The organism is Vibrio sp. 2033 (assembly GCF_033339735.1).
In genome coordinates, this window is the sequence record NZ_JAWOVC010000011.1 from 139372 (window position 1) to 163887 (window position 24516).

The following is a 24516-nucleotide window of genomic DNA, read 5'->3' on the forward strand; positions in this document are numbered from 1 at the left end:
CCCCAATGATTGGGGCTTGAATGAAGCGAAGTATGCCGTTTAGAAATAGTGGAAGATCGGCGGTTCATGCATCAAGAAGTTTTGATGGGAAATGTTCCACGCATAGGCGCCCGCTAAGGTAAACACAACGTAATCACCAATATCGACGTGGGCGACGTGCTGATTGCGTGCCAGCACATCTTTGGGCGTACAAAGCTGGCCGACAAAGGTCGCTTGTGCATGCTGAATTGGGTGAGAAATCTCATGGTGTTGCTCGCTTTTCAGGATGACGAATGGATGGTCATGACTCTGCGCTGCTGGCGTGCGGAAGTGGTGAGTTCCCCCGCGTGCGATGACAAAGTTTTCGCCAAGATTTTGCTTAATATCGAGCACTTCCATCACGTAATAACCGCATGCCGCCGTGATGAACCGTCCGCATTCAAAACGCAGTGTCCAATCTTGCACTTGCTCTTTGGCGATGAGGAATTCCAACTTGTCGCAAAACTCCATCCACGGAAAGTGTTGCTCAGGGTTTTGGTAGTTAATCCCCATGCCTCCACCCAAGTTGATCATCAGCTCACCGAGTTCAAACTCTTGTTGCCACGCTTTCACGACTTGGAAATAGCGCTGCATTAACGCTAAGTGACGTTCAACATCGAGCTGATGCGACATCAAGTGAAAATGGAATCCTTTGAGTGACACTTGCGGGAAATCGCGCAGCAACATCAAAGTATTGCTCAGCTCGGACTCGTCAAAACCAAAAGGGGTCGGCTTGCCGCCCATCGCCAACTTGCTGAGCGTGATGTCGCCGATATTAATGTTCATACGCAAAAAGATCGAAGCAGGGCGGTTGAGGCGCTCGGTTAGTGCTCCAATGCGTTGTAGCTCGGTGAGGCTTTCGACATGAATTGCATCAACATCAAGCTCAATCGCTTGTTGCAATTCACTTGGCATTTTTCCTGGGCCACCGAAGATCAATGGCTTATCGAGTTGTTGCTGGTGGAGGTGTGTCAACTCCCCGCCAGATGCCGCTTCAAAACCATCGACATACGGCGCGAGCGTTTTAAGAATCGGGCCCGATGGATTGGCTTTGGCTGCGTAAAATAGCTCGACATTTCTCGGCAAAACGTGACGCAGTTGTTTGATGTGTTCTTCTAAGGCGCTTAGGTCATACACGTACGCGCACAAGGGTTGACTTTGCTGCTGTGCGAGCGTGTGAACTTGTTGGCAAACGCGTGTCGGTAGAGAGAGTGAATTAGACATGTTGCGATCCTTTTTCGTGTTGCTGCCAAGGCGCGGCGACTTGGGTATAGCCCGACTCCTTATCGGCTTTTTGCATCAAACGCGTGGTGAAATTATTTTTGCTTGGGAAGTGACCGCCATTCAGCAATGCTTCTAGTTCTGGCTGTTTTCCATTCACTGACTGCCAACGCACAATGGCACTTTGCACCGCATTCCACAGCGTTTGCTCTAGTGGCTCATCACCTTCTGCGATGAAGAAAATCGCTTCGCTGATGTTGTTGATAAAGGTGCAGTATCCGATGCGATTCCAGCCTTGTTCGCGACTGTAGTAAACCGATTGTCGCGCGCGTTCAGACAAGTCAGTTAATGTTTCTGCTGGCCAAAACTCTGGCAGTAACTTGGTGCCTTCCAAATCACGAATCCAAACACAACACGGCATCTCTTTTTCAAAGCCAATCAAGGTGTTTTGCAAATGCGGCTCAAACGCCACCCCGTGTTTGAAGTAGTAGTTAAACACACCTGGAATTAGGCAATGCAAATAGCGTTCAAACCACAGTGTCGCGATGTCGGAATAGCGATTTTGCGTAGTACGCGCTTTGTTTTTAAGGCGTTGAGCAATGCAACTGTTGCCGTTTTTGTCGTAAGCAAACAGAGCGCCAGCGAGGGTTGGTTTTAAGATGTCGACTTCGCTCAGCGAGAAATTTTCGCGGTATAAAATCCCAAACGATTCGCGCGCTTTGGTGTTGTCATCCCAATTACGCTCAGCGACACTTTCTAGATTCAATGTGGTGGCGTAAGGCTCTGTCATCACTTTAAATACGGGGTTGTGCAGCTGTTCGTTTTCTCGAATTGGTTTGAGAATCGACGTGAGCTGCACGGCGCTGTCGAGTTCGTACCACGCGTTTTTTCGCACGCAATTGGTTAATCGTACGTTGATGGAGAATTTCGCAAACCAATCCATATCTGGGTGGTAGAGGGTACGAACTGAAGAGGTCGGCTGCATCTTTTCACCACCTAAACCCAGTGGCGTGATCTTGCCTTGTTCAATGGCACGCTTCACGCTTGGGTTGCTCAAAATGGTGTAGCTTTCCCAAGGATGGCAAGGGTAGAGGGTCTTCCCATTGCTGGTGGTGTGTTGTGGCGCGAGCTGTTGTAGCATGCGTTGCGCAGGGTTAGCTTCTCCGTCGGAACTCAGCACATCAAGTAAGGACGTATCCACTTCAAACCAGTACAACGGGACTTGCGCGCCGACTTCTGGAGAAAACGCCAAGAGATCATCCATGGTGACGCCCGAACGACTTTTCGGGGTCGGATGGAAAGTATGCCCCCAAATCAGAGATTGTTCCGAAGCGATAAACTCGTTGTGATGCGATTTGGGCGCGACGTTGAGAAACTGCTCGGTAACCAGCACGCTATTTTCCAGTTGTTCGATCAGCTCATGGTTGAACGGGATCGCCAACACCTGCTTGAGATAGTTAAGCAAAAGCGTAAGAGTTTGCGTGGCATCCAATTTCGCCCAACCAGATCCCGGCATTTTCGCCCACGGCAGTTCTGCCAATTTGATTTTGCCCAGTTTGCTCGCGTAGTGAATCGGCAAAACCAGCACGTCATTTTGTTGAGAAAGATGAACGGCTACCCGCTGCTTGGCGGAATAGTTGCGTTTTAACGTTTGGGGTAGCGATGTCGATTGGTAGTGCCATTCCACTTGTTGATTCGGTAGCGCAAATTCACGTAAGTAACAATTAAGAACACCCATTATCGTGTTGAGTTGGGCCTTCTCACGATTGAGCTGCACATCATGCGCGCGCAACTCGCTAGTCTGAGAGGATTGAGTTTGTAACATGTTGATTTCCAAATTTTGAATGGAGAACCAGCGCGATCAAGGTGATTACGCTGACTATCGCAGAAAGTAGGAAAGGAACCTCAAGTAGCCCCAAGCTAGAAATGAAAGAAGCGCAAAATCCCGCTGCCACGCCCCCCCATTTGGACATGGCATCAAAGCGAGAAAATACTTTGCCACTGAGTTTGCGATCCAGATTGCTCGCAAGATGCTGATGCAATCCGTGATAACAACACACCATCGCGATGCCGAAGATAATTCTCGCAGCAATGAGTGCGGTTTCGGATGCAATCAAATGCAAGGCAGAGCTCACGGCAAGCAATGCAAACCCAAGCCACAACGTGCGCAGCGGTTGATGGCGATTCAGCCCATCTGACAACACGTGGATTTTGCCTGCCAGCAACAGATAGACACCATGCGGCAGTGCGTACAAAAAACCGATCCATGCGTGGTTAGTGATGCCATATTGCTGCACAAACGGCGAGAAATAAGGAAAGGTCACCACCATAGAAAACGCAAACCCGAACTGAGCAAAGAAGATCCAACGAATGGCATGCATTGCGTTTTTCTGTGCAACCGGTTGTTCTTGCTGAGATTCTGAGTTTGGCTTTTCGAAGTTTCGTTCGGCGGGTTTATCCACTGGCAGTGTTAGCGTGATGCCCATCGCAATCAAAGGCAAAACGCATAACCACAGGTACGCGTTGAGTGGGTTGGTTTCGGACAAGCTCCAGCCGAGCCCAATGGGCGCAACGATCAGCGCCAAGCGAGCAGATAGTTGGGTTTTATTGAGTGACTTGCCGAGTGTTTTGGCTTCTTTAATTTGACTAGATAAGTAGCTGTTCGAGGCGGCCATGGTGCCGCCAAAGGTTCCTTGAACAATAAGACCAAACACAAACATGGCGAGGTTGTCTGCCAAGCCGCACAGCGCAAACCCTGCTGCAAGGCCAAGTTGCGCACGCAAGAGTGAGCGGCGGCGACCGTAGCGATCGGCAAAGTTGCCCCAAAATCGCGCCGCCAACGCAGTACAAAACGTAGGTAGGATAAACAATACCCCTGCCCAGTCCGCATCAATGCTTGCGCCTAACGTTGGCAACACGACGGGTAGAAATAGCGGCATACCTAACGCGGCAAACGCAGCGATAAAGTGGCACAACAACACACTGTAGATGAGTTTGGTCATAATCGTTTAACGTACGCTTTTTTTGATGGCTTCTAAGTAGGCGCGTTGCGCTTCTTCGCTAGAAAGCAGCAAGAAGTTCGGAGCCGACAAACCATAGAACTTATTGATGTCACTCGCGCCGGAGGCTTCTTTTGAGAGCAAACTGCCAGAGCTCAACAAGTACTTGGCGTACAAATCAGGTGCCTCTTGCAGTAACTCGCGAGCCAGTTTTGTCTCTAACCCTTCGCCTTCTAATCGGTTGAGTTGCTCTGCAATGCTTTTGGCCACGATAGCGTAAAGCGATGCTGAAGAGGAAATGCCCTTCGCTGCCATGGCTTCTACAATCGCTGCAATATCCAGTTGCAGTGTGATGGTGGTAAACATCTGACCGAGCGCCAATTCATTGTCGACTTTGATGCGTTGGTCGAGCAGTTCATCACAATCCACGGGAGTTGTTCCTGTTCCGTGTTTTTGGGCGGCATGCTCTGTTGCAAAGTGGAAGCGCTCTGGCCAAATTCGCGCCGCGTCGTTGTCTTTCATCGCGAGCGTCATTTTGCCCTGTTGATCAAATGCAATGATGGCGTTTTGCTGGTTGGACTCCAATGCGATGCCATAACGAAGCCACAAGGTGAGGTGCACTTGGCATAATAGATCGACGTAATCTTGGAACCACGCCAGCGTATCTTGTTGATAGTAATGTTCTGCCAAATGTTCTAAGAACAAGCGGTCGTCAGGCATTGGGCTTGCTAGTGCTGCAACCGGAACTAACGCTTTGTCTTCGCAATGAGTAAGTGGGTACTCACGTACGATGTACGCGAAGGTTTTATCCTCGCCGATGTGTCCACCGTGTTTTTCGTTGCAATGGAACAAGCGACTGTTTAAATCGGCGTCCGTTTGTTCAAGGTGGCTGAGTAGGCGTTCAAACCAGTGGCCGTCATACAGTGTTGAAGGCTTGATTAAGCGAATATTTTTCGTGCCTAGCGATCGCATGATCAGCGGAACCTTGATGTGAATGTGCGGTGCCTCGTTGACGACCACAGTACGAACGGAAAGCGTCGGCGTCACGTCTAGATACGTTAAAGGCGCTTCTATCACACCTTCGGGTAAGGCTTCTAAAGATCGCAGGGTGAGCGGATGTGCAGGGAACAGAACGTGGCTCAGTGCAAAATCAGCAGGAAGCCCTACTTGCTCCATGGTTGGCCAGCAATCAGGTTGTCCGCTGGTTAATGTTACCAGTGATTTTTCAATCGCAATCCAATGCAGAGCAAAGCTTTGTGCGAACTCGGGCGCGTACTTAGCAAGGTCTTCATCGCTCAGGCCAAACTTCGCCCGCGCAGTTGGATAGTACGGGTGGTCAAGGTAAGAAGCGATCTGGTCGGCTAGCAGCAGTTTTTGATGCCAAGAACCAAGCTCGGATATTGGTTGAGAAATGTGGTCTGCGTGATGATGAAACGCTTGGTCACACAGCGCTTTGTGTTTCTCTGCACATTCCAGTTCTTGAAGGTATCCCGCCAACAACTCGTGAGAGCTCTCATGCGCCAGTGTCGTTAGTAGCGCAATCCACTCTTTGTAATGCTGTTGATGCTCGACTTGGCCATTTTTCTCCACCCACCAACCTGGTGGTGTTTCGTCATTGGCGTGACCGTAGCGCCAGTGCTGCATGTAATACGTTGGCGCAACAGGTAAATACAACGTGAAATCAGAGTTGGCAAATATCAGCCAGACTTGCTCGTCTTGAGGAACAATTACCCCTTTTGGCGCGTCTCTACTGAACTTGGCCTTCGACAAAATGCCAAACATGTCTTCGCGCAAGCAAGTGTCGATCAATCGTTGCGTTAGATACAAAGCGTTGTCATTCATGCTGCCACCTCACGAGTCGGAGCGAGATCGAAATTGCTAAGCGCGTTCTGCAGCGCTTGGTCGAGGTTTCGCCCTGATGGTGAGACAATCGAAATTCGGGCGAGATAATCCTTATTGGAATAACTCTGTTGGAAGTGTTCTCCAGCGGTTTTTAGTACCTGTTGCTGGGTGATGATATCGTCATCGTGTTGGATGAACGACGTCGAACCTCCGTCAATCACACCACTGTGTCCCGCAACTACGTAGTGCACGTGCGCTGACCCATGAATTTGGTAATCGCCGTCCAATCTTCGACCCAGATGCAGACCCAAAATCGTGCTAAACCAGCCGAAGTGAGCGAGATTGTTGAGCAAGAATTCGCGGCCATCTCCAATACTGCGGTAGTTAATTTCCACCAGAACTGGGCCGTTTTCCGTGATGATAAATTCGCTGTGGCAAACTCCAAAACCAACGCCGAACGCTTTCAGTTGAGCCAAGCAAGCTTCTCGGTGAGCAATGCCGTTTGGTCCGTTCCAGTCTGCGGCGGTTTCGATGAAGTAAGGCGGCTCAGAGAGCGACACATCAAAACCGCCCACGGCGATAAGTTGGTTACCATCTCCTAAAGTTTCGAGCGTAACCAACGGTCCTTGAAGAAACTGCTCCACCAGAATGGTGGCGTTTGGGTGCTTTTGCCAAAACGTATCGCAGTATGCATCGAGCTCGCTTTGGGAGTCACAGCGCTGTACATCTATACTTGCCACGCCTTCTTTGGGTTTTGCTACGACAGGGAAGGCCATGCCTAATGCCACATTCGAATGGCGATGCAGCAAACAGCTTTGTGTGTTGGGTAAGGATTTTTCATTTAACACTTGTCGAGTTAAGTGTTTGTTTTTGGCCTTTAACGTGACAGACCAATCTTTGGCTGGTAGACCAAAAAATTGCGCGCAGATGGCGGTGGAAGTTTGTAAGTGATCACTATTGCTGAAAACAGCGTCTGGCTTTAGTTCATGCTCCGTGATGGTTTCGATGAGTTCTAATGGGTTGAAGACATCACATTCTAGAATGGTATCCGGATTAAAGTGACTATCACGACTCGCCAACTCTAAATGGCTGAGCTTATGGTCGGTGATAAGAACGACGTGAAGGTCCATCGCTTTAGCTGCAGGCACGAAGCCGTGAGTGACTGCATCGTTAACGACATGACTTACGATAATCATCGTAGATTTCATGAGCTTTCCTAATTTTCTAACATTTTCTTCTAACGTTGATAAAGTCGCTCACGGTCGTCTTCCAATGTGCCTCTCGCGAGACGGAGGGCAGAAGTTTTAGTGTTTATTGTTATTATGTTTGGTTTTTTTTGTTGTTAGTTGTGTTTTTAGGGTAAATAAATATAGAGCATAAAATTAATATTGCAAATAGAAATAATATTTGTTCTTATTTCCATCCGTTGGCTTTATAACAACTAAACGGAATTATGGAATGAATAAATTATTGACCCTGACCCCCTTGGCGGTCGCGATTGGTTCTTCACTAGTAGCACCAAGCGCAGTGGCTTCAGAAGAGACGAACTCAACCTCATCAGCAACTGAAACGATTCAAGTCTTCGGGCATCAGTACGAAGGTTATGCTGAACACATGCCTCAATCAGGCACCAAAACCGATGTGGAATGGCTTGATGTGCCACAAGCGGTATCCGTAGTTACGAAAACAGAAATGCAAGACCGAGGCGCGGTGCGCTTAGTGGATGCGCTAGATGGGGTAGCCGGGGTCAATAACACCTTGGGCGAAGGCAGCCGCGATCAGTTCATGATCCGTGGTTTTGATTCACTCAACGATATGTACCGTGATGGCTTGCGAGATGACGGTACGTTGCAGTCTTACCGCAGCTTAGCGAACGTTGAACGCGTTGAAATTGTGAAAGGCCCTGCGGGTGCTTTGTATGGCCGTGGTTCGGCTGGGGGCATCATCAACTTGGTGACGAAACGCGCTAACGGTGAGAATTTTACTCACGTAAACGGTAGTGTAGGCAGCAACAACCAATATGTTGGTCAGGTCGACAGCTCAATGGCGTTTACAGATAAGGTCAACGGGCGTATTAACTTGGAATACCGTCAAGCCGACTCGTACGTTGATCATGTTGATTCAAACGATTTCTTCATTGCACCGACCATTCGTGTGTTACCAGCGGAAGGTCACACCATTGATATTGACGTGGAATACGCCCATCAAGAACTAGTGCCGTATCGTGGTGTGCCATCAAAAAATGGCAAGCCAGTTGATTTGCCAGTAAGCACTTACTTTGGCGGCACAAACGACTATCAGGAGTCAGACAGTCTCCGTATTGCGGTGGATTACGAATGGCGTCTGAATGATCAATGGGTATGGAACAACCGAGCGGCGTTCAACCATATCGAACTTGAGCAAAAAGGCACGCGTCAGGGCAAAGTGACGGGTAATGAAGTGTCTCAAACCGTTAACAACTTTGGTTACGATCCACGTACTACGACCACTTTACAATCTGAGTTGGTTTGGGAAACCAGGGACAATCAATTGATGGTGGGTGCAGATTTCAACCAGATCGATATCGACCTAACGTTGGCAAGTGACAAAACGCTTCCTCCGCAAAATATCTACGACCCAGTCGTTGGTCCAACGCCTGATCCGGGCTTTAAGCCATTTCGTGACAATACCACCACCACGACAGGTTTGTATGTGCAAGACGTCTATACGTGGGGTGACCTTTCTTTGATCGGTAACGTGCGTTACGACTCGATGGAGCTAGAACAACAAAAAGCGGGCTCAGATAAGGAAAAATTGGATGATGACAAAGTCAGCTACCGTGCTGGTTTGGTATACCGCATCAATTCCGACACATCCGTATACGCCAGTTTAGCGCGCTCTTGGCAGTTACCGTACGCTGGTATCTACATCAATCCAAAATTGGCGGAATTCTTCCACACCGACTTAAAAGAGGTGGGTGCGAAAGCGTACCTTTTGGATAACGCATTAATGTTGAATGCGGCACTGTTCCAGATTGATCAAGAGCAACCACAAACTAACGTGGACGGCGATGTGATCGATAAAATTGAAGTGCGTCACCAAGGCATTGAATTAGAGGCTCGCGGCCAAATCACCAAACAGTGGGACATCTCTGTGGGTTACAGCTACTTGGATGCGGAAGACAAAGCCACAGGCAAAAAGCCTAACGATGTATCAGACCACTTGTTCTCTCTTTGGAGCACTTACCAATTGGATGACAACTGGCGTTTAGGCGGTGGTGTGAAGTACGTGGGCGACCGTTATGCAGGGAACGACGAAGCCGTCGCACTTGGCGATTACACAACGGTGGATTTGATGGCGGCGTACACCACTGGTCGTCACAAAATCCAAGCGAACGCTTACAACATTTTGGATGAGAAATACATTCTTGGCGCAACAAACGGCACGTCTGGCTTAAACCAGATTGGCTACGGCGCACCAGCCGAGTTCATGCTCAGCTACGGATATCAGTTCTAGGCTTTTTGTGCGTAGTTAGCGCCTGTTAGCCGATTTTTTCCTCATATTGAGGATGTTTAGCCCCGAGAGCCTACGGGATGTATTCTGCCCGAGGCTCAATTTCTCGCAAAGGAGATCTTAATGTCTTACCAGAATTTGGATGGTAAAGTGCGTGTACGTGCTGGTTTGTCTACCACTTACAGTGTGCTTGCGATTGCAATCGCTTCTGCCACATCCATGAGCGCGGTTGCCGCTCCTGCTAAAAAAGAACAAACTACCGCGATGGAAACTGTCGTTGTCACTGGTAGTGTGATTGGTAACTCTGAAATTGAAGACGTCAAAGAGTACCCTGGTGCTCGTACCGTCATTACCCGTGATCAAATTGAGAAAACCGCCGCAGGTTCGATTGATAACGCGCTGCAGCGCGTGCCGGGTATTAAAGTTCAGGATGAAAGCGGAACGGGCGTATTGCCTAACATTTCCGTACGTGGTTTGAAAGCAAGCCGTAGTGGTCATGCTCAGTTTTTGATGGATGGTGTACCGCTAACACTTGCGCCATATGGTCACACTGGTCAGTCTATCTTCCCAGCAACACTGTCGATGCTTGATCGTATTGACATTGTACGCGGTGGTGCCGCAGTACAGTACGGCCCAAACAACGTCGGTGGTGTGATCAACTTAGTGACCAAACCGATTCCACACACGTGGCAAACTGAAATCAGTAACCGCCTTACCGTGTTTGATGGCGGTGATGCGCCGCTGAATGATTTTTACCTACGCACGGGCGGCTGGTTAAGCGACACATTTGCACTACAGTTGGAAGGTAACTTCCTAAAAGGTGAAAGCTTCCGTGAAAATTCCGATACGGACGTGAAGAACTTCCAAGCCAAAGCACAGTGGCTACTGAGTGACACTCAAGAGATTCAAGCATTCCTGCAACGTTACGATGCTGAAACGCAAATGCCGGGCGCACTTTCGCCACAAGATTACGAGCAAGATCGTCACCAATCGAAACGTCCTTACGATGATTATGAAGGTAAGTCGACGCGCTGGAGTGTTAAGTACATCCACGATTTGCCATTTGCCGACAGTGCTGAGCTAGAAGTGCTAACGTTTGGCCATAAGTCAGAGCGTCTTTTCAAGTGGGGCTTTAACAGCGCGGGTGGCCATTGGGCGGATCCGGCTCTGCCAGCGACGGACGTTCGTACCTCTCCACGTGAATTTACCGTGTATGGTATAGAGCCAAAAATGGCGATGTACTTTGGCGAAGGTAAATCCGTTACTCAAAACTGGATCGTGGGTACCCGTTATGTTAACGAAGACATCGACTACAAACTCACTCAGACTCCAATCGCCGGTGGTGCAACCAGCGTTCCGCGTGATTGGCATTTAGATACGGACGCGTTTGCTGGATACGTTAGCAACGAAATTGGTTTGTTCAATGATACATTGAAGGTAACGCCTGGGTTGCGTGTTGAGTCGGTTCGAATGACGTTTACCGATCGTGGTAAAAAACAAACAGCAGACAACACCGTGACGGAATGGTTGCCAGGTTTGACGGTGGCATACAACTTAACTGATCAGTGGGTGACGTATGCGAACGCGCAAAAATCACTTCGTGCGCCACAAATTGCCTACATCCGAGGCTTGGGTGAAGAAGGTAGCGAACTGGCTTGGAACTACGAAGTCGGCGCGCGTTACACCCAAGATGCGACCAGCTTTAACGCTGCACTTTATCGCATCGACTTTGAAGATCAATTGCAATGGCAAAGCTCAACGCAGACTTTCGATAACATCGGAAAAACACTTCACCAAGGCATAGAGCTTTCTGCTCGTTATGTGCCTGAAGTTCTACCTGCACTGAGTTTAGGCGCAAGCTACAACTATCTAGACGCTACGCTTGAAGAAGAAGGCGCGAATAAAGGTAATCAACTGCCTTACACCTCTAAGCATCAGCTTGGTTGGGATGCAACTTACGCATTTTACGGCATGGACACCACGCTATCGGGCTTCTACTTCAGTGATTCGTATACCGATAACGTCAACACCAGTGCCGAAGATGCAACAGGCGCAACGGGTAAAGTACCATCTTACATGGTGTGGAACTTCAACTTGGGGACGGATTTATACAAAGACGATAAAGGCAAGTTACGCATGAATGTTGCGGTGAACAACTTGTTTGACGAGGAGTATTACTTCCGCGGGATTGATACAAGCCCAGTTGGTCGGTACCCAGCTCCGGGACGCTCTTACACACTGGATCTGAACTATCAGTTTTAAGCGTTTCGTTCACCGAGTTTGAAAAGAAAAGTCGCCAATTTACCTTGGCGACTTTGCCGATCTTAGGTAATGGAAAACTCTTAGCACTGGAAAAAAGCAAGATGAAAAATAAAAAACAATTTACGATCAAACACTTTTCAACCGTTTTGCTGATGCTACTGAGCTCAGCTTTGATGTCATTTAGCGCATTGTCTCAGGCGCGCAGCGTGAAAGATGAGCAAGGCATTTTTGAGCTAGAAGCGATACCTCAACGTATTGTGGTTTTGGAGTTTTCGTTTGTGGACGCTCTGGCGGCCGTCGATGTCTCACCGGTAGGCGTTGCCGATGACAACGATGCCACACGAGTCATCCCTGCTGTTCGTGACAAGATCGAACCTTGGCAATCGGTCGGCATGCGCTCACAACCGAGTTTAGAGGCGATTGCGGTGCTCAAGCCTGATTTGATCATTGCCGATGCCGAACGCCATCGTGCTATTTATCAGGATTTGCAGCGAATTGCGCCAACCTTGCTGTTAAAAAGCCGTGGAGAGACATATCAAGAAAACCTCGAATCTGCACAGAAAATCGGGGTTGCGATTGGCAAGCAAGCGCAAATGACGCAACGCATTGAGCAGCACAAACAGACCATGGCAGAGTTCAAACAGCATTTTTCGACACAAGAAACCATTCAGTTTGGTGTGGTTTCCGACAAAGGGATGTGGCTGCATAGCCGGGTTTCTTACGCTGGCGGCGTTTTGAGCACTCTAGGCATCCAAAGCCCGCTGGCTCCATCTGAGCGCAATGCGTATATCCCAACCAGCTTCGAACTTTTGCTAAAAACCAACCCTGATTGGTTACTAGTTGGACTTTACTCTCAACCAAATATCGTGGATGAATGGCGCAAAAATCCATTATTTAAGCTGTTAACTGCGGCGAAAAAGCAGCAACTGGTAGAAGTCTCTCCGGAACTGTGGTCATTAAATCGCGGCATGTTGGCGGCGGAAGAAATTGCCTGCAACCTTGAAGCGTTATTGGAGCGCTCATGAGTGCGTCGATAATCTCAGAAAGCCCGTCTTCGGTTAGCAAATCGCATTGGAAAGCGAGCTTGTTTGTCAGTGCTATGGCGTTGTGTACGTTGTCAGGCTATACCGCCTCAATGATTGGGTGGTCCAACTTTTCTTTGAGTGTTAATGATCTGACAAGCTATTGGTTTGCGTTTGATGAGGGCAATATGCTGCATCAAATTCTTGCGACGTTGCGCGCTCCTCGCACCTATGCTGGGTTATTGATTGGTGCTTCGCTTGCGGTATCCGGTGTGCTGATGCAAGGGTTAACTCGTAACCCTTTGGCGTCGCCATCCATTCTCGGCATTAATGCTGGTGCGGCGTGTTTTATGGCCTTGGCCTCCATCGGCGTACCATTCTTTAGTCAATTGAACCCCATCATCAACGCAGTATTCGGTGCGCTACTAAGTGGTGGTGCGGTCATGTTGTTGGGCGGTTTTTTCTCCGCGCGTTCTCACCCATTGCGTTTAGTGCTAGCGGGCATTGCCATCAGTGCACTGCTGATAGGGTTAACTCGTGCGTCGGTAATTTTGGCGGATGACATGGCTTACAGCGTGTTGCATTGGTTAACGGGTTCACTCTCTGCGGTAGATTCTGAGCAGTTGCAGCAACTGTGGCCTTTTGCGACTTTAGGTTTGGTGCTCGCCATGGGCTTAGCGCGAAACTTAAATTTACTCGCGTTGGGGGACGAAGTTGCTGTTGGGCTAGGTGGTAACATTCGTCTTACGCGATTTATCAGTGGTTTAGCGGTTGTGCTGTTGGCAGGAACTAGCGTAGCGATTGCTGGGCCAATTGGCTTTGTCGGGTTGTTAGTGCCGCACTTGGTACGCCCGATTGTTGGTCACAACTATCACATTCTCATTCCGGTTTCCGCCTTGTGTGGCGCGGCATTGGTGACGTGGTCAGATGCTTTATCACGAGCGATTGCCTTTCCGGCTGAAACGCCAGTGGGCGTGATTACCGCGCTGTTGGGCACACCTTGCTTTATCGCGATTGCAATGAGGAAATCATCATGATGAATCAAACCAAACTGTTTGCATTAGTTGGATTGTTGCTGATTGCGTCTTCTCTCACGCTGTTTGTTGGCGCGGCGAACATGTCGGCTCAACAGGTTTTTGCATTACTGTTTTCTTTCTCTGACTCGGACTTTGTGATTCACCAATATCGATTACCGAGAATGTTGCTCGCCATTGGCGTGGGCGCTGGGTTGGGGCTGTCAGGCGTTTTAGTTCAAGGCGTCATCCGTAATCCACTTGCCTCACCAGATTTAATGGGGATAAGCGCCGGAGCAGGACTGGCGGCTACCGCTTGTTTGGTGCTGTATCCGAATGCGCCAGTGGCAATGTTGCCGATGGTCGCCATGGCGGGAGGCTTGCTTGCTGCTGGCTTTATTGCTGTGCTGGCTTACTGGTCGAAACCAACACCAGCACGTTTGGCGCTGATTGGTGTTGCTGTCAGCGCATTTTTAGCCAGCGGTATCGATTTTCTTCTGATTGTGCACCCTATTGAAATCAACACGGCGATGGTATGGCTAACCGGCAGTTTGTGGGGACGAAACTGGCAACAAGTGCCGTTTATTTGGAGTGCTTTATTGCTGCTACTACCATTGGCGTTTTGGCTGGCTTGGCGGCTAGATGTTATGGGACTGGGAGAAGAAAGCGCCACTACACTTGGCACGAAACCAAGACAGATCCAAATTATTGCGTTGATTGCTGCCGTGCTATTGGCGAGTATCAGTGTGTCTGTGGCAGGCACGATCAGCTTTGTTGGCCTGCTTGCGCCGCATCTTGCGCGTTTGCTGTTTGGCCACAACCACAAGTTGTTGATTCCAGCCGCTGCAACCCTTGGCGCTTTGTTGGTGATTTGCGCCGATGGTTTAGCGAGAGGCTTACAGCCGCCAATTGAGCTACCAGCGGGAGTGCTGACATCTGTTATTGGCGCACCATATTTCATTTTTCTTTTGTATCGTTATAGAGGTTGGTAAGCATGTTACGAACGCAGAACTTATCCGTCGCGTACGGCAAACAGACCATCATTCCAGATCTCTCTTTGTCGATTCCTCAAGGTAAAATTACCGCACTAGTTGGTCCAAATGGTTGCGGTAAATCGACACTATTAAAAACCTTGGTACGCATCAATAAACCCGCTTCTGGCCAAGTGTTGTATGACGACAAACCACTAAGCAGCTACGGTGATAAACGCTTGGCGCGTTCGTTGTCTTTGCTGCCGCAGATTCTTGTCGGTCCTGAAGGTATTACCGTCAGAAAACTGGTCGAATATGGCCGCTCGCCTTATCTCTCTCATTGGGGCAGGTTAAGTCAACAAGACAAAGCCTTGGTCGAGCAAGCAATGCAAGATACTGGCGTGATTGAGTTTGCTGACAAGCCAGTTGAATCGTTGTCTGGCGGTCAAAGGCAAAGAGCGTGGATTGCGATGGTAATGGCGCAAGATACCGACGTAGTGATGCTTGATGAGCCAACCACTTACTTGGATCTCTCTCACCAAGTTGAGCTGATGAAACTCATGAGGCAGATGAACGACAAAGGCAAAACAGTGGTCGTAGTGCTGCACGATCTAAACCAAGCGTGCCGTTACTGCGATCATTTGGTGGTGTTGGAAAAAGGTCAGTTAGTCACGCAGGGAACACCGCAAGAGGTAATGACAGAAGGCATGTTGTCATCGGTGTTTGATTTACAAGCGAGAGTATTTAATGACCCAATCTCAGGCACGCCGATGTGTGTGGCGGTGTAGGTTTACGTCTTTGGAAAGCTATCTGCAATAAAAACGTCGATCCATAAAAACAAACCCCGCTAGTAACAAAGTTGCTAGCGGGGTTTGTTGTTTTTAAGAGCGTCCTTAATGTGGCGTTTAAGCCAGTTTAAACGTCGCCACTTTCGAGTTGAGATCCTCAGCTTGCGATTTCAGCTCAGCAGATTGATTCATCGATTCTTCGGCACCAACTACCAAGTGATCGGTCACATCTTTAATGGACGTGACATTTTGCGTGATTTCATTGGTTACGTGCGTTTGCTCTTCGGCGGCGGTCGCGATTTGCGTTGCCATATCGCTGATCAGCGCAACGGCCGCGTTGATTTCATCCAGAGCCAGTGCTGCGCGATCTGCATCTTCCACCGAACCTTGCGCGAGCTGAGAGCTTGTATCCATGATGGTCACTGCGCGTTGTGTGGTTTGCTGCAAGGTCTCGATCGTCGAGCGAATCTCTTCGGTTGAGGTGTGTGTGCGTTGTGATAGCACGCGAACCTCGTCTGCAACAACGGCAAAACCGCGACCTTGCTCTCCTGCACGCGCCGCTTCAATCGCCGCATTCAGAGCCAGTAAGTTGGTTTGCTCTGCGATGTCTCGAATCGTTGATAGCACGGTTGAGATGTCTTGCGCGTGCTGGTTGAGCTCACCGATGACAACGCTCGCTTGGTTGACTTCAGAAGACAAATTATTGATGGACGATTTGGAGTTGATCACCAACTCATGACCATTTTGTGTGCTTGCTGAAGAGTCTTGAGCGGCTTTAGCCGTCTGCTCTGCATGTGCGGCAATCTCTTGCGTTGCCGATGCCATTTCGGTCACAGCGGTCGCCACCATAGTGATTTCTTGTTGCTGATGGTTCAGATCAGAAACCGACTGATTCGCGCGAGTCGTGCTCAGTTCTGATTGCTGGCTTAGTTCTTCCGCTTGGTGACGAATATGACCAATAAGCTGCTGTAAACTTTCAACAAACTGGTTGAAGTTTTCAGCCAGTTCACCAACTTCGTCACGGTTTTCTACTTTGATGCGTTGAGTCAGATCGCCGCTACCGTTGGCGATTTGCGCAAGCGCATTCGAAACATTGTAGAGCGGACGGAACAAGATGTTACATAGCAGGTTAAACAAAGCCACACAGATAACGACGACGATAGTGGTTGCGATGATTTGATCCCAAACTGCATCGTAAAGTGGGGCAACCAACGAGTTTTGATCTAACACTGTGACCGTTGTGAGTTTGGTACCCTCTATGTGGCGCGCGTAAATCACATATTCGATGCCGTTAATAGAGACGCGACGTTCTGTACCTGAACGTGCGGCTGACGTAATGTCGTTGTTGTTGAGGCCTAGCTTGCTAACCGGTTGATTCAGCAGTTTACCGTTGTTATGAGTGAAAATATTGCCCTGTTCATTGGCAATAAACATATAACCTTCACCCGGTAGGATCACTTGGTTGAGGCTGTTCAGGATATCACCGATCTCTACGTCAGCACCCAGAACGACGGTTTGACCATGCAATTGCAGGGCTTTACCGAGCGACACCACATTCGCACCAGTTGCAGCAGCAACGGTCGGATTATCCATAAAGACTTTCGATGGATTGGCAATGGCGTTGGTGTACCAGCCCCACTTGCGAGGATCGTTATTACCTGGTGGCAAAACCACCCCATTAGCGTTGTCTTGTGACCCGTCCGGGTAAGCGAGGAAAACGTTATCGAACGCGCCAGAGTCTCGGACTTGTTTCAAATGTGTAACCAGAGAACGTTTCTCTGAATCAGAAGAGAGTGAAGTCAGTGCGCGCTCTTTAGAGAGTAGCCAGTCCTTTACGTATTGATTGTAAGATGCGCTAGTGCTTTCTAGTCGCTGTGCGACTTCGACATCGAGCCTATTTAATGAATCTCGAAAAGACAGCCCCTCTACCAGCACTCCCCCTAGAATGATGGCGGCACTGGCAGAAATTGCCAGTTTGTTTTTTAATGATAGATTTTTGAACATAAAGCGAATAATAGATCTTTGAATAATAGTTGTTGTGTTTTTATTCTCATCAGTGCTCTCTGCGCTGTTGAATATGCAGCAGAAAGTCAGATTCGAATCTGTTCAATAATTATATTTTATTGCTCAAAATAAATACTGACTCCATGTCGCGAATTTGAGTTTTACACCAAATAAGCAAAAGGATTTGGAACGATATTATTTATGTATTTGTAAAGTAAGGATTTGTCGATTTTTGTAAATGAGAATTGATTTCAATAAATGGTGATCTTTATCACATTTGCGTGTCTGATAATCCATTAAAAATGTGAAGGTTATAGCACCGGATATATATTGATTAGCTTAATCATTGTTATGGGCAATCGTTATGCGCAGTATATTGTTAGTCCCCGCGTTATTAGTGTCAGGGTGTGCTCTGATACAACAGTCGACGCCGATTCAACCTGACGCCAACTGGCACGTGGACCAGTTATCGAACGGTATGAAATACCATCTCTATCCAACAGAAGACCAAGAAGTCTCGGTCCGTTTGGTGATGAATATCGGCTCATTCCAAGAAACATCTTCTCAAAAGGGTTACGCTCACTTTGTTGAGCATATGGCGTTTAATGGTAGTGAGCATTTTACCGGTAACGACGTTGTCAAACTTTTTGAGCAATCTGGTGGTAGCTTTGGCGCTGATATCAACGCTTTTACCAGTTATCAGCAAACGTCTTACCAACTTGACCTTGCGAATAATACGAAGCTAGAAGATGCCCTGAAGTGGATGAGAGATATCGGTAACGGACTTGAGTTTGCTCCTGAGCAAGTAGAGAAAGAAAAAGGGGTGATTCTCGGGGAATGGCGACGTGCCAATCCGGATGATAAGTCCTTTTCTATGCATGCTTACCAAGCCTCGATTGAAGGCACTATGTATGGTGAGCATGACCCAATTGGTACTCGCGAAGCGATTCAAAATGCTTCCTCAAGTAAGTTAAAGGCGTTTTACGACAAATGGTACCAGCCACAAAATGCCGAGTTGATTGTGACTGGTAATATCGACGTAGATTCACTGTCCAAGATTATCAAAAGCAAGTTCTCGAACTGGGAAAGTACCTCGGATACGGTAATAGAGAAGCGCCGTGATATTCGAGTGAACAACGAAAACAGAATCTTGCCAAGTAACACGATGGAATCACCAAGTCTTCATTTAGTGATTGAGCGTGGTCTAAGTGGCGGCACGACGATTGAGCAACAACATGAAGTGTGGCGTGATGAAGTCGCAACACAACTCATTCAACAGCGTTTGATCCGTGTACTCAGTGATGCCGCTGAACCTTTTCAATACGCTTATGCAGAGCCCTATTACTCTAACTATCAGCGTATGATGTCGGCAGGGATTTCGTTTGCACCAGATCGCCGCGAACAAATGCACCAGACTTTCATTCGTACCTTGGCGTCGTTGAGAGATTATGGTGCGACTCAATCCGAGTTAGATAGCGTTATGTCAAATTGGCAAGGTGAACTTGCAAATATTGATTCAGATTGGAGTCAGCGTAAGCCAAACAGTTACGCAGAAGCACGTGTTTTTCAAATTGGACAAGACAGTGTCAGCCAATCAAAAGAGAATTATGCCCAGAGTTTGGCAGAATTCATCAACAACGAGAATTTAGAGAGCATTAACACACAATTGGCGGCTTTGTTATCTCAGCAGCCAAGCTTTTTTATTGGTTTGGGGAAAAGCGAAACGTCAGAACAGTTCAATGGTGTATTTGCCGCTCTAAACAGTGCCTATCTTCAAACTGGCGAAAAAACGTTAGAGATGTATGACAAAGTGGATGGATTCTTAAAGCCTACCCAGGAAGGCAGCATCACGAGCATGCGTCAGGAAGCGGGTGGTTTTCAAGTCTATACGCTATCAAACGGTGTCGAAGTGTGGTTCCAAAAAGATACTAAAGCGGGTGGTCGAGCGTATATTTACTATGCGAGCCAAGGTGGTAAAGCCGCTGTTGATCCGACGTTGTATGCCGCTTATGAAATCGCAGCAACAACGGCAATACGCAGTGGGTTAGGGGCATTTTCTGGTTCAGAGCTAGATAGCTACTTACGCAAAAACAACATTGCGCTTGGCGCGATGCTTGATGCGACCAGTCACGGAGCACAAATTACGGCGCCAAATACGCACCTAACTGATGCTTTGAATGGACTATACAACCTAGCGACGGAGATTAAAGTCGACGAGCGCCAGATGGCAGCAGCGAAGCAAGAGTTTAAACAGCAGAGCGGCGCTTTTTTTGAATCACCGATGGGAAAACTGATTCAAAAAGCAAACGGCAATTCTTATTTGCCGGGTAGTCGTCATCGTATAGTGTCCAGTGATGATGTTGAACAAGTGACTTCCGAGCAGATACTAGCGGTGCATGAGCAACTTTTCAAAACCAATGATGGTTTTAAGATGGTTATTGTTGCAAACGTAGAGCCGGAAGAAATTACACCACTTTTGCGTAAATATGTGGCCTCTATCGAAATGAAACCGAGTCGTTCGATTGATTATCACGTTGCGTTTAACCCGGAAGTGCCGGAGCGAACTGTGGTTGCGGATGGGCATGAACCTTCATCGTTGTATGTAATGCGTTTGACTAATACGAGCGATTACCAACGTACGGCAAGAGACACGGTTATCGAAGATATTTTGCAACGTATTAGTAATGCACGTGTTTTGGATATTGTGCGAGAAGAGTCTAGCCTTGATTACAGCCCGAGCATTTACACCATGACACAAGATCGCGAACCCATCTCTGATTGGCTCTTGGAGTCTCAAGTTGAGCCCGAAGACGTGGCACTTTTAGAGAGTAAACTAGGCAAAGTGTTTGATGGTTTAGCGTCAAATATTACCCAAAAAGAAGTGGATACGGCCGCGAAACAACTGGCAGTCGCGATGCAAGGATTGGATGACAACCCAGCACAGAGATCATGGGCATATACTCGTTATTTGGTGCATGATTACGGCGTCGATGTGTTACTTGACGTTGAGAAAGTGGCTAAAAGTGTGACGTTAGATGAAGTGAAAGCGCATGCAAAATCAGCTTTTGGTCCACAGGCAAAACGCTCGGTGATGGTTTTAAATCCGGCCGAATAATCACGTAGTTTCTGACGAAAATCGTGGCAATAGTAATAAAAAAGACGGCGTGAAAGCCGTCTTTTTTAAGCACTTTAATCAAAGCTTTTATGCTGATTTACGCGAAAGTCGCTTTTCATTGTTGGTGTTGTTTTCTTTTGTGATCGCACTGTCTTGAGCCTTACCCTTGAGCGTTACCACTTCTTTTTCAGGTAATTCAGCTGCTTCACCAAAGAATTTGCCACCAGGTTCAATGCTGAGGTTATTGCTCCAGATCCTACCGCTTACGCGTCCCTTGGCAAGTACTTGAATGTGTTCTGCGTGACAGTTTCCGTCCATCATGCCATTAATGATCAGCTGTTTAGCGTAGATTTCACCGTTTACTCGCCCGCTTTCTGCGACAACGAGAGTGCCTTCCACGTTAACTTGACCATCGACGATGCCATCAATCTGGACATCGTTTTCTACTTTGAGTTCTCCGCTAAGAGAACAGCCTTTGGCGATGAGAGTTGAAGCTGCTGAGCTACTCGTTGTTCCACTGTTTTGATTAAAGATTCCCATCGTATTCTTCGCTCCTTAGTAAAAATGTCTTCGAAATCATTAAGGCTCCAATCGACAAATGGTTTCGGATTCAGTGCTCGCCCAACAAATCGCACCTCGTAATGCAGGTGAGGGCCAGAAGAGAGCCCACTGTTGCCGGAAATTGCAATCAGCTGCCCTTTTTTGACGAACTGACCACTTTTTACTTTGAACGCTTTCAAGTGCGAATAAGAACTCGAAAAACCGAAAGAATGTTGTAGCCTGAGGAAGTTACCAGAGCCTTTATTACTGCGGCGGGTGACTTCCACTACCCCATCGGCAGGGGCATAAATTTTGGTGCCGATATTTACGGCAAAATCGAGCCCACGATGCATCTTGGCAACTTTTGTCACCGGATGGATACGCTTACCGAATCCGGAAGATAGTCGTACGTTGCCGACTGGAGAGCCACTTGGTATTTGGTTTAATAACACCATGCGAACGTTTGAGGTTATCGCCGCTGCATCGAGCCTAGCATCCAAGTTATTTGTCGAGGTATGTTCTCCAACCCCAAGCACTTTCTCTAATTCACCCAAACGTTCCGAAACAAGTTGTACCCGTTCTTCCCGTTCTGAAAGGTCATTTTCTAGCTCTGATTTAAGTGTTTTCAGTGTGCTGAGCTCTTCACCCATGGTGCGTGAATGCTCTGTCAATTCAGCTTGTTTTAACGCTGCATTATCAACGCGAGTGTACAAGTGATGAATTAAGATTACGGTCGCGGCCAGAGCAACAACAAAAAAAACGAAAAACGTTTTTATGTTGCGTTGCATCCTTTTACTGAAGTACCAATGTCTTGAGCCATTGATAGTTGATATAGAGATCGTCAACTGGTCTTTCATCGTCTTCTATTGCTCGTATTTGGTATACGTCTCGTCACTGAGTTAGTAGGAATGTAAGGAAAACGAGTAGGGACCGCCAGAGGCAAATTGGAAAGAAGTGTCAGGTCGTGAGGCGTTTTCAGATATTAGATAAAAGACTCAATAAAGATTTAATATTCTGCTGATTTTGGTCGTAATTACTCCAAATCGCTTCATTTAACTGAATATTATGATTTTTAAGGCGGTTATCCGAGAAATTGGATTGTGAATATTGCCAATAGCATCCGCACGCAATTCAACTTACTTCACGGTTTGCCTTATAAATGTTGGATAATTTATCAAACCGACATTCATTACATCGATAACTTGTTTATGATAGCGGTTGATATAAAGCACTATTCATTGGCTTTAAACCTAAGCGTTACATTTCGTTTAGGAACACATAACTATGACAACGGAGTTGGTCGTGAAAAAACTACTATTGGCTACAGCAGTGGTCGCAGCAGCAGGGGGCGCTGGCTACCTGTACCAAAACAATACTACCGCGAGTGATGCAGGCTCACTGTTAACGCAAGTTCCTGCAGATTCACTTATGGTGACGTATCAGACAGAACCTTTTAACCATTATAAATACATGAACGCATTCGGTACGGCGAATCAAGGCTCGATTGCAGAACTTTTTGCCGATGAACCACTGTCTCCACAACAGCAGTTTGCAGTTAACTTATTCGATGGGTACCTAGAGAGTGCTGCGTCGCCAGAAACATTAAAAGCTTATTTGGGCACCGGGGAAAACATTAATCCTGTGTTGTACACAATTGGTATGGTACCGGTGTACAAAGTGGATATTGAAGACCCTGCCGCGTTATGGAAAACACTGGATCATGAAGAGCAGATGAGCGGCGCTAAGCATGAGTTGGTTAAGCTTGGTGACGTCGAGTATCGTCGTTACGAGATGACTGATTCAATTGACCCGCAGGACGGTATTGGCTTGGTTGTAGCCGTGGTTGATAACGTGCTTACGTTAACGGTTGATGTTCCGCAACTGGGCGTTCAAAACCCGATTAAAATGGCATTAGGGCTTGAAGCACCAAGTCAAAATATTGCTGACAGTGGACGCCTTGAGGCGTTGCAAGCCAAATACGGTGAAAACAACAACTCTTTTGGTTACTTTGATCATCGCGAAGTGATTAAAGGTTTGACGACGAAAGATGGCAATATGTTTGCTCGTCAAATCAGCACGTTGGATGCAATAGATCCTGAACCAACTATTGAGGAAATGCGTTCACCAGCCTGCCATACTGAGCTTACTCAAGTTGCAGAAAACTGGCCTCAGTCCGTCGCGTTTGCAGAATACAAGATGAAAGGCGATCAGGCGTTCATTAAAGGTTCTTTTGTTGTTGAGTCCAACAATAAAGTGATTCTAGATGCGCTCAAGTCGATTCGTGGTGTATTGGCTGAGTCTAAAAGTGATAAGAGTTTCTTTAGTATGGCGCTTGGTTTAGACATTAATACGCTAGCGCCATCGATTGGTCAGATTTGGGCTGACTTGACCCAGCCTCAATATCAATGCTCTTTATTGACACAAATGCAGCAAGAGATGGGCGGCCAGAATCCAGCAGCCGCTGTAAGCATGGGGTCAGGCATGGTTAATGGCCTTAAAGGGTTAAGCCTGCAAATGTTTGATATCAAAGTAGATACTAATGCTCAGCATGGTGAAGTATTTAGCCAGCTAGATGGTATGTTGTCTCTTTCTGCCAATGATCCAATGATGCTTATTCAAACTGCGCAAATGTTCGTTCCTGAACTTGCTCAATTGCAAATTCAACCGGATAACCAACCTGTTAATGTCAGTGAGCTATTAGAAATGCATACTGGCATGAAGGTGGACGTGTTTGCTCGTCTAAACGAAAACCATTTCACTCTTTACAGTGGTGATAGTGCTGCGGAAGCAAGCAAAGATGTGATGGCGCAATCACTTTCTCCAAATGGCTTGTTCAGTTTTGATTTTGATTCAGAGCGTATTTTGGAAGTGCTAGAGAGTGCGTCGTCAATCACTGGGGAGCCGGTTCCGGATGATGTTGTCAAAAGCTTACAAGGCGAGCTTGTTGGTGGTATGACGATGGACGTGACAGACCAAGGTATTGGTTTTGAGTTTGATTACCGTGGTGCAACTAAACCTGTAACGGTTGCACAGCAGTAACACATTGAGTAGAAAAAGGCGGCTTGAAGCCGCCTTTTGTTTTCAGCCCTAAACCACCTACTTCAGTAGGTGGTTATCATCCGTTTCGGCTTTGCCTGTAAAACTACTCATGTTAAATGCGTCTTTGATTTTTCCAGAAGTCAAAGAGGACAAATAACATGAGTAGATACAATCAAGCTTCCCACGTATT

At 47.5% G+C, this 24516-nt stretch carries 16 protein-coding genes; 8 read left to right on the forward strand and 8 right to left on the reverse strand.

The window, feature by feature from the left end; genetic code table 11:
• Window positions 1-39: 39 nt before the first annotated feature.
• From R7P74_RS15350 to R7P74_RS15370, 5 genes are read right to left on the reverse strand one after another with little or no spacing between them, the layout of a single operon-like run.
• Window positions 40-1242 (reverse strand): type III PLP-dependent enzyme, encoded by a 1203-nt coding sequence (locus tag R7P74_RS15350; RefSeq protein ID WP_225473623.1) that lies wholly within the window; start codon window positions 1240-1242, stop codon window positions 40-42.
• On the reverse strand, window positions 1235-3064 hold the full coding sequence (locus R7P74_RS15355) for an IucA/IucC family protein (protein ID WP_225473625.1): 1830 nt from the start codon (window positions 3062-3064) through the stop codon (window positions 1235-1237). The genes R7P74_RS15350 and R7P74_RS15355 overlap by 8 nt, the downstream gene beginning before the upstream one ends.
• Window positions 3036-4241 carry an MFS transporter gene (locus R7P74_RS15360; protein ID WP_213970157.1) on the reverse strand — a complete coding sequence of 402 codons (1206 nt, stop codon included), beginning with the start codon at window positions 4239-4241 and terminating at the stop codon, window positions 3036-3038. Before R7P74_RS15360 ends, R7P74_RS15355 begins: the two co-directional genes overlap by 29 nt.
• Window positions 4242-4247: 6 nt before the next feature.
• The gene (locus R7P74_RS15365; protein WP_225473627.1) at window positions 4248-6080 is read right to left on the reverse strand and encodes an IucA/IucC family protein; all 1833 of its coding nucleotides are present in this window, start codon (window positions 6078-6080) and stop codon (window positions 4248-4250) included.
• The gene (locus tag R7P74_RS15370) at window positions 6077-7288 is read right to left on the reverse strand and encodes an ATP-grasp domain-containing protein (protein ID WP_085569434.1); all 1212 of its coding nucleotides are present in this window, start codon (window positions 7286-7288) and stop codon (window positions 6077-6079) included. Before R7P74_RS15370 ends, R7P74_RS15365 begins: the two co-directional genes overlap by 4 nt.
• A gap of 250 nt (window positions 7289-7538) precedes the next feature.
• Here R7P74_RS15370 and R7P74_RS15375 point away from each other — a divergent pair, with 250 nt between their 5' ends.
• The 6 genes from R7P74_RS15375 (at window position 7539) to fecE (ending at window position 15628) form a co-directional block, all read left to right on the forward strand.
• Window positions 7539-9575: a TonB-dependent receptor gene (locus R7P74_RS15375; RefSeq protein WP_025768678.1), complete on the forward strand. Its 2037-nt coding sequence runs from the start codon at window positions 7539-7541 to the stop codon at window positions 9573-9575.
• Between the two features lie 120 nt (window positions 9576-9695).
• Window positions 9696-11834, forward strand: a complete 2139-nt coding sequence (pvuA, locus tag R7P74_RS15380) for a TonB-dependent siderophore vibrioferrin receptor PvuA (protein WP_318122945.1) — start codon at window positions 9696-9698, stop codon at window positions 11832-11834.
• Between the two features lie 101 nt (window positions 11835-11935).
• Complete coding sequence (locus tag R7P74_RS15385) at window positions 11936-12859, forward strand: Fe(3+) dicitrate ABC transporter substrate-binding protein FecB (protein ID WP_225473632.1); 924 nt, start codon at window positions 11936-11938, stop codon at window positions 12857-12859.
• 74 nt (window positions 12860-12933) lie between these two features.
• Window positions 12934-13893 (forward strand): FecCD family ABC transporter permease, encoded by a 960-nt coding sequence (locus R7P74_RS15390; RefSeq protein ID WP_334458728.1) that lies wholly within the window; start codon window positions 12934-12936, stop codon window positions 13891-13893.
• The gene (locus tag R7P74_RS15395; RefSeq protein ID WP_047102431.1) at window positions 13890-14861 is read left to right on the forward strand and encodes a FecCD family ABC transporter permease; all 972 of its coding nucleotides are present in this window, start codon (window positions 13890-13892) and stop codon (window positions 14859-14861) included. The genes R7P74_RS15390 and R7P74_RS15395 overlap by 4 nt, the downstream gene beginning before the upstream one ends.
• 2 nt (window positions 14862-14863) lie before the next feature.
• Window positions 14864-15628: a Fe(3+) dicitrate ABC transporter ATP-binding protein FecE gene (gene fecE, locus R7P74_RS15400; protein ID WP_213905526.1), complete on the forward strand. Its 765-nt coding sequence runs from the start codon at window positions 14864-14866 to the stop codon at window positions 15626-15628.
• 117 nt (window positions 15629-15745) lie between these two features.
• Here fecE and R7P74_RS15405 read toward each other — a convergent pair whose 3' ends face one another.
• Window positions 15746-17632, reverse strand: a complete 1887-nt coding sequence (locus R7P74_RS15405; RefSeq protein WP_005383451.1) for a methyl-accepting chemotaxis protein — start codon at window positions 17630-17632, stop codon at window positions 15746-15748.
• A 364-nt stretch (window positions 17633-17996) separates the two neighbouring features.
• Between R7P74_RS15405 and R7P74_RS15410 the strand changes: the two genes are divergently transcribed.
• A complete protein-coding gene (locus R7P74_RS15410; protein ID WP_225473636.1) occupies window positions 17997-20747 on the forward strand; it encodes a M16 family metallopeptidase in 2751 nt (916 codons plus the stop codon).
• Window positions 20748-20834: 87 nt separating this feature from the next.
• Here R7P74_RS15410 and R7P74_RS15415 read toward each other — a convergent pair whose 3' ends face one another.
• Both R7P74_RS15415 and R7P74_RS15420 read right to left on the reverse strand, forming a co-directional pair.
• Window positions 20835-21287, reverse strand: a complete 453-nt coding sequence (locus R7P74_RS15415; RefSeq protein WP_138939491.1) for a bactofilin family protein — start codon at window positions 21285-21287, stop codon at window positions 20835-20837.
• Complete coding sequence (locus R7P74_RS15420; protein WP_005374721.1) at window positions 21191-22144, reverse strand: M23 family metallopeptidase; 954 nt, start codon at window positions 22142-22144, stop codon at window positions 21191-21193. Before R7P74_RS15420 ends, R7P74_RS15415 begins: the two co-directional genes overlap by 97 nt.
• 427 nt (window positions 22145-22571) lie before the next feature.
• Here R7P74_RS15420 and R7P74_RS15425 point away from each other — a divergent pair, with 427 nt between their 5' ends.
• Window positions 22572-24326, forward strand: a complete 1755-nt coding sequence (locus R7P74_RS15425) for a hypothetical protein (protein ID WP_225473638.1) — start codon at window positions 22572-22574, stop codon at window positions 24324-24326.
• The last annotated feature ends 190 nt before the right edge of the window (window positions 24327-24516 follow it).

Excerpts from the sequence above, each read along its gene's own strand:
- R7P74_RS15365 (WP_225473627.1), bottom strand. The coding sequence starts at position 6,080 with ATGAATGACAACGCTTTGTATCTAACGCAACGATTGATCGACACTTGC.
- R7P74_RS15385 (WP_225473632.1), top strand. The coding sequence starts at position 11,936 with ATGAAAAATAAAAAACAATTTACGATCAAACACTTTTCAACCGTTTTG.
- pvuA (WP_318122945.1), top strand. The coding sequence starts at position 9,696 with ATGTCTTACCAGAATTTGGATGGTAAAGTGCGTGTACGTGCTGGTTTG.
- R7P74_RS15370 (WP_085569434.1), bottom strand. The coding sequence starts at position 7,288 with ATGAAATCTACGATGATTATCGTAAGTCATGTCGTTAACGATGCAGTC.
- R7P74_RS15395 (WP_047102431.1), top strand. The coding sequence starts at position 13,890 with ATGATGAATCAAACCAAACTGTTTGCATTAGTTGGATTGTTGCTGATT.
- fecE (WP_213905526.1), top strand. The coding sequence starts at position 14,864 with ATGTTACGAACGCAGAACTTATCCGTCGCGTACGGCAAACAGACCATC.
- R7P74_RS15420 (WP_005374721.1), bottom strand. The coding sequence starts at position 22,144 with ATGAAAGACCAGTTGACGATCTCTATATCAACTATCAATGGCTCAAGA.
- R7P74_RS15425 (WP_225473638.1), top strand. The coding sequence starts at position 22,572 with ATGACAACGGAGTTGGTCGTGAAAAAACTACTATTGGCTACAGCAGTG.
- R7P74_RS15405 (WP_005383451.1), bottom strand. The coding sequence starts at position 17,632 with ATGTTCAAAAATCTATCATTAAAAAACAAACTGGCAATTTCTGCCAGT.
- R7P74_RS15360 (WP_213970157.1), bottom strand. The coding sequence starts at position 4,241 with ATGACCAAACTCATCTACAGTGTGTTGTTGTGCCACTTTATCGCTGCG.
- R7P74_RS15410 (WP_225473636.1), top strand. The coding sequence starts at position 17,997 with ATGCGCAGTATATTGTTAGTCCCCGCGTTATTAGTGTCAGGGTGTGCT.
- R7P74_RS15355 (WP_225473625.1), bottom strand. The coding sequence starts at position 3,064 with ATGTTACAAACTCAATCCTCTCAGACTAGCGAGTTGCGCGCGCATGAT.
- R7P74_RS15415 (WP_138939491.1), bottom strand. The coding sequence starts at position 21,287 with ATGGGAATCTTTAATCAAAACAGTGGAACAACGAGTAGCTCAGCAGCT.
- R7P74_RS15375 (WP_025768678.1), top strand. The coding sequence starts at position 7,539 with ATGAATAAATTATTGACCCTGACCCCCTTGGCGGTCGCGATTGGTTCT.
- R7P74_RS15350 (WP_225473623.1), bottom strand. The coding sequence starts at position 1,242 with ATGTCTAATTCACTCTCTCTACCGACACGCGTTTGCCAACAAGTTCAC.
- R7P74_RS15390 (WP_334458728.1), top strand. The coding sequence starts at position 12,934 with ATGGCGTTGTGTACGTTGTCAGGCTATACCGCCTCAATGATTGGGTGG.